The sequence below is a fragment of the Psychrobacter sp. TB67 genome (assembly GCF_000511065.1).
Classification (GTDB): Bacteria; Pseudomonadota; Gammaproteobacteria; order Pseudomonadales; family Moraxellaceae; genus Psychrobacter; species Psychrobacter okhotskensis.
Map to the genome: position 1 here is coordinate 1 of NZ_AYYA01000075.1, position 6,643 is coordinate 6,643.

Annotated in this window: 2 tRNA genes and 3 rRNA genes; all 5 read right to left on the minus strand. The window is 46.4% G+C overall.

The features are described 5' to 3' along the window. Positions 1–4 precede the first annotated feature (4 nt). The 5 genes from W293_RS0113800 to W293_RS0113820 all read right to left on the minus strand — a co-directional run bounded on the left by W293_RS0113800 (position 5) and on the right by W293_RS0113820 (position 6,643). A 16S ribosomal RNA gene (locus W293_RS0113800) occupies positions 5–1,542 on the minus strand. 1,426 nt (positions 1,543–2,968) lie between these two features. After that, a 5S ribosomal RNA gene (gene rrf, locus W293_RS0113805) occupies positions 2,969–3,082 on the minus strand. 180 nt (positions 3,083–3,262) lie between these two features. Continuing rightward, positions 3,263–6,124, minus strand: a 23S ribosomal RNA gene (locus W293_RS0113810). A gap of 357 nt (positions 6,125–6,481) precedes the next feature. Then, positions 6,482–6,557: transfer RNA gene (locus W293_RS0113815), tRNA-Ala, on the minus strand. Positions 6,558–6,566: 9 nt separating this feature from the next. Continuing rightward, a tRNA-Ile gene (locus tag W293_RS0113820) sits at positions 6,567–6,643 on the minus strand.

Sequence of the window (6,643 nt, forward strand, 5' to 3'; positions counted from 1 at the left end):
TCTATAAGGAGGTGATCCAGCCGCAGGTTCCCCTACGGCTACCTTGTTACGACTTCACCCCAGTCATCAACCACACCGTGGTGATCGCCCTCACTAAGTTAGGCTAACCACTTCTGGTGCAATCAACTCCCATGGTGTGACGGGCGGTGTGTACAAGGCCCGGGAACGTATTCACCGCGGCATTCTGATCCGCGATTACTAGCGATTCCTACTTCATGGAGTCGAGTTGCAGACTCCAATCTGGACTACGATAGGCTTTTTGAGATTCGCATCACATCGCTGTGTAGCTGCCCTCTGTACCTACCATTGTAGCACGTGTGTAGCCCTGGTCGTAAGGGCCATGATGACTTGACGTCGTCCCCGCCTTCCTCCAGTTTGTCACTGGCAGTATCCTTAGAGTTCCCGGCTTAACCCGCTGGTAACTAAGGACAAGGGTTGCGCTCGTTGCGGGACTTAACCCAACATCTCACGACACGAGCTGACGACAGCCATGCAGCACCTGTATTCTAATTCCCGAAGGCACTCCCGCATCTCTGCAGGATTCTAGATATGTCAAGACCAGGTAAGGTTCTTCGCGTTGCATCGAATTAAACCACATGCTCCACCGCTTGTGCGGGCCCCCGTCAATTCATTTGAGTTTTAACCTTGCGGCCGTACTCCCCAGGCGGTCTACTTATTGCGTTAGCTGCGTCACTAAGTCCTCAAGGGACCCAACGACTAGTAGACATCGTTTACGGCGTGGACTACCAGGGTATCTAATCCTGTTTGCTACCCACGCTTTCGAGCCTCAGTGTCAGTATTATGCCAGAAGGCTGCCTTCGCCATCGGTATTCCTCCAGATCTCTACGCATTTCACCGCTACACCTGGAATTCTACCTTCCTCTCACATACTCTAGCTCAACAGTATCAGATGCAGTTCCCAGGTTGAGCCCGGGGATTTCACATCTGACTTATCGAGCCACCTACGCTCCCTTTACGCCCAGTAATTCCGATTAACGCTTGCACCCTCTGTATTACCGCGGCTGCTGGCACAGAGTTAGCCGGTGCTTATTCTGCAGCTAATGTCATCGTCCGTGGGTATTAACCACGGAGTCTTCTTCACTGCTTAAAGTGCTTTACAACCAAAAGGCCTTCTTCACACACGCGGCATGGCTGGATCAGGGTTTCCCCCATTGTCCAATATTCCCCACTGCTGCCTCCCGTAGGAGTCCGGGCCGTGTCTCAGTCCCGGTGTGGCTGATCATCCTCTCAGACCAGCTACAGATCGTCGCCATGGTAGGCCTTTACCCCACCATCTAGCTAATCCGACTTAGGCTCATCTAATAGCGAGAGCAGTAAACTGCCCCCTTTCTCCCGTAGGTCGTATGCGGTATTAATTCGAGTTTCCCCGAGCTATCCCCCACTACTAGGTAGATTCCTAAGTATTACTCACCCGTCCGCCGCTCGACGCCTGGTAGCAAGCTACCATCGTTTCCGCTCGACTTGCATGTGTTAAGCCTGCCGCCAGCGTTCAATCTGAGCCATGATCAAACTCTTCAGTTTAATCTTGCTATGTAACCCTTTAAAGAGGCTACTAAACTTGGCTCATCTAATCTGGCAAAATCGCTAAAAATTATGTTCGTAATGAATTAACTTTGAGTTTTTCTGCTGTCTTAAATGATAATTTTTATAGTTAATAATCTTTCCGAAAAGAAAAGATAGTCAACTTTATTTTTTAGCATTCTGAATCAGCAAAAATCCACACAAGTTGTTCTTTAGTTATGCTTTTAAATAGTGTTCATCTACTGTCGTCCAGTAGGTGATTATATAGGGTATCTCTTTCACCATTTAGCCCTAATCCCTTGCGGGTTAAGCTATCTAGCGAGCCGACTATCTTATCATAATGATTGGGATTGTCAAGCTTTTTTATAATTTGTTTCAGTAAGTTAGTCAGGTTATTTATATGTAATTTACATATAAGCTTTCCTGCTTTGCCTTAATGAGGTGCGTATTATAGACGCTTTATTTGGTAAGTCAAGTGGTTATTTTATTTAGTTTAAAGGCTTCTAATTAACTATCTAAATAGTCGCTCTGAACTCTTAAACTAATTGCTCCCTTAATTAATGATAAATCATTTTCTTAAGTAGCTTCCCTTCCGACTGGGACGCATTATACGCGCTTTGAGATGAGGGTCAAGGTAATATTAACTTTTATTTTATAGTTATTATAACTAACTGAAATAAATCACTTTTACATTGATCAAACTCTACTCATCCTTTCAAGGTTAGAATAATTAATCTCTCTATATAGACTACAAAATAGCATGTATACAGATGAAAAAATATATTTATACTTTTTGAATCTTGGATAGATCGGTATTACTATTTAGTTTGGGACGTGCGAGGGTCAATTCTAGAGGCTAGAAACAAGTTGCACCCCTCTCTGGCCACTAAGGATAGTCATTGATCTTTCCTCTTAAAACAGGTTTTCCTACACAGGTCACATCAACCTAAGAAACCAATGTGAGATCGTAGAAAGCTCCTACTAAATAAATTAGAGATATTTCAGAAATAAAGAGCTGACGAACGACGGGAGCGTTATTAGGGCAAAGCATATTAACTGTGAGCACAGCCTTGTAGTCAAAATATCCTAAAATCGCTATGATAATGCTGATATCGATTTTTTGTAGCCTCTGTTTGCGCAGGCACAGCAAGCAAGAAAAATAGATATCAGCAGTGCGTGATGTGTCTATATTACTTTTCACTGACTCTTGTCTTGCGTCGGGCGAAACAGTGTTTCTCTTGTTCCTCCTCAAGGCAGCACAAGAGATCTACAGGCATAGCCTTCCGTCTTGCGCTGCGGACGACTGTCTCCCAGACAGTCGTTATTCCTTGCTCACCTTCAAATAGGATTTACTATGTAGGTCACTAGGAATAAAAGATAAAAAAAAGAGCCATCCAATTAAGGATGACTCTTTTTTAGAATAGAGAGCTGACGATGACCTACTCTCACATGGGCGAACCACACTACCATTGGCGCAACGATGTTTCACTTCTGAGTTCGGGAAGGGATCAGGTGGGGCCATCGCGCTATTGTCGTCAGCAAAGGGGGTTAGATATGAGTCTGATGTTATTATGACGTCAAGATATTATCTATTGGTCGACCAACTTGTAACCTAACTGAATCAAGGTTAAAGGTGATATCGAAATATATATATTCTATAAGCTTTCGCTTATACAAGATAGATTAATTAGAGCTTTGATACAAACCACTTGGGTGTTGTATGGTCAAGCCAAACGAGCAATTAGTACAGGTTAGCTACACACATCGCTGTGCTTCCACACCCTGCCTATCAACGTCGTAGTCTTCAACGGCTCTTTAGGGAAATCTAATCTTGAGGTGGGCTTCCCGCTTAGATGCTTTCAGCGGTTATCCCATCCGAACGTAGCTACCGGGCAATGCCACTGGCGTGACAACCCGAACACCAGAGGTTCGTCCACTCTGGTCCTCTCGTACTAGGAGCAGATCCTCTCAAATTTCCAACGCCCACGGTAGATAGGGACCGAACTGTCTCACGACGTTCTAAACCCAGCTCGCGTACCTCTTTAAATGGCGAACAGCCATACCCTTAGGACCTGCTTCAGCCCTAGGATGAGATGAGCCGACATCGAGGTGCCAAACACCGCCGTCGATATGAACTCTTGGGCGGTATCAGCCTGTTATCCCCAGAGTACCTTTTATCCGTTGAGCGATGGCCCTTCCATACAGAACCACCGGATCACTAAGACCTACTTTCGTACCTGCTCGACTTGTGGGTCTCGCAGTTAAGCGCGCTTTTGCCTTTATACTCTACGACCGATTTCCGACCGGTCTGAGCGCACCTTCGTACTCCTCCGTTACTCTTTAGGAGGAGACCGCCCCAGTCAAACTACCCACCATACATTGTCCTCGGTATTGTTATACCTGAGTTAGAACCCCAACATGACCAGGGTGGTATTTCAAGATTGGCTCCACCAAGACTAGCGTCTCGGCTTCAAAGCCTCCCACCTATCCTGCACAAGTCAGGTCAAAGTTCAATGTAAAGCTGTAGTAAAGGTTCACGGGGTCTTTCCGTCTAGCCGCGGGTACACAGCATCTTCACTGCGATTTCGATTTCACTGAGTCTCTGCTGGAGACAGCGCTGCCATCATTATGCCATTCGTGCAGGTCGGAACTTACCCGACAAGGAATTTCGCTACCTTAGGACCGTTATAGTTACGGCCGCCGTTTACTGGGGCTTCGATCAAGAGCTTCGCTTACGCTAACCCCATCAATTAACCTTCCAGCACCGGGCAGGCATCACACCCTATACGTCCACTTTCGTGTTTGCAGAGTGCTGTGTTTTTAATAAACAGTTGCAGCAGCCTGGTATCTGCGACTGTCAACAGCTCAAGGAGCAAGTCCTATCACCATCAACAGCGTACCTTCTCCCGAAGTTACGGTACCATTTTGCCTAGTTCCTTCAGCAGAGTTCTCTCAAGCGCCTTGGTATTCTCTACCTGATCACCTGTGTCGGTTTAGGGTACGATTCGTTTATAACTATTGCTTAGAAGCTTTTCCTGGAAGCATGGTATTTGCCACTTCGCTGTACAAGTACAGCTTGCTATCAGATCTCAGCCATATAACAACCCGGATTTACCTAAGTTGTAAGCCTACATCCTTTCACCTGGACAACCAACGCCAGGCTGACATAACCTTCTCCGTCCCTCCATCGCATTATAAACAAGTATCGGAATATTAACCGATTTCCCATCGACTACGCCTTTCGGCCTCGCCTTAGGGGTCGACTCACCCAGCCCCGATTAACGTTGGACTGGAACCCTTGATCTTCCGGCGTGCGAGCTTTTCACTCGCATTATCGTTACTCACGTCAGCATTCGCTCTTGTGATACCTCCAGCATGCCTTACGACACACCTTCACAGGCTTACACAACGCTCCCCTACCACTTGAAAACAAATTCAAATCCGCAGCTTCGGCTCCTAGTTTGAGCCCCGTTACATCTTCCGCGCGGGCCGACTCGACTAGTGAGCTATTACGCTTTCTTTAAAGGATGGCTGCTTCTAAGCCAACCTCCTAGCTGTCTATGCCTTCCCACCTCGTTTCCCACTTAACTAGGAATTTGGGGCCTTAGCTGGCGGTCTGGGTTGTTTCCCTCTCCACAATGGACGTTAGCACCCACTGTGTGTCTCCCGGATATCACTCATCGGTATTCGGAGTTTGCATCGGTTTGGTAAGTCGGTATGACCCCCTAGCCGAAACAGTGCTCTACCCCCAATGGTGTTCGTCCGAGGCGCTACCTAAATAGCTTTCGGGGAGAACCAGCTATCACCGAGTTTGATTAGCCTTTCACCCCTATCCACAAGTCATCCCCTGGCTTTTCAACGACAGTGGGTTCGGTCCTCCGGTGCCTGTTACGGCACTTTCAACCTGCTCATGGATAGATCACTCGGTTTCGGGTCTATGCCCTGCAACTAAACGCCCTATTAAGACTCGGTTTCCCTACGGCTCCCCTAAACGGTTAACCTTGCTACAGAACATAAGTCGCTGACCCATTATACAAAAGGTACGCGGTCACCCTAATAAATTAAGGCTCCCACTGCTTGTACGCACACGGTTTCAGGTTCTATTTCACTCCCCTCACAGGGGTTCTTTTCGCCTTTCCCTCACGGTACTGGTTCACTATCGGTCAGTCAGGAGTATTTAGCCTTGGAGGATGGTCCCCCCATCTTCAAACAGGATTTCTCGTGCCCCGCTCTACTTAATATGTTAACGCTAATGTTTCGAATACAGGACTATCACCTACTACGGTCAGCTTTCCCACGCTGTTCTTCTACATTAGCACTAATCGGCTTCTCCCCGTTCGCTCGCCGCTACTTGGGGAATCTCATTTGATGTCTATTCCTAAGGGTACTGAGATGTTTCACTTCCCCTCGTTCGCTTCTTGTACAAGTACAAGATACCTACCTTATGGTAAGTGGGTTTCCCCATTCAGAAATCTCCGGATCACAGGATATTGCCGCCTCCCCGAAGCTTATCGCAGGCTGTCACGTCTTTCATCGCCTCTGACTGCCAAGGCATCCACCATGTGCGCTTCATTACTTGACCATACAACCCCAAGTAGTCTTAACTTATAAATAAGTTTTAACTTCAAAGTGTTATATAAGTCTAATTATGATAACGATATCACCTATGTTTATACGCTTGATTCAGTTCTCTTTACTTTTTTAATAACTCACTACTGGGATAACAACTGATGTCGTTAAGTAGTGAGTTATTAAGGTTAGGAACAACGCGTGAACACGTGTTCCTAACCCAGACTCATATCTATGTTTTTAAATAGTTCTTACGCTCTCGTCGAGTCATAAGTTCTGTATAAAACAGAAAGAAATAATCGTATGATGTAATATCTGAATTATTTGTTTCTGTTTATGCTTGTTTATATAGTTACTATCGTATTTATTATGGTGGAGCCAAACGGAGTCGAACCGTTGACCTCCTGCGTGCAAGGCAGGCGCTCTACCAACTGAGCTATGGCCCCGTAAATAAATGGTAGGCCTGGGCAGACTTGAACTGCCGACCCCCGCGTTATCAACACGGTGCTCTAACCAGCTGAGCTACAGGCCT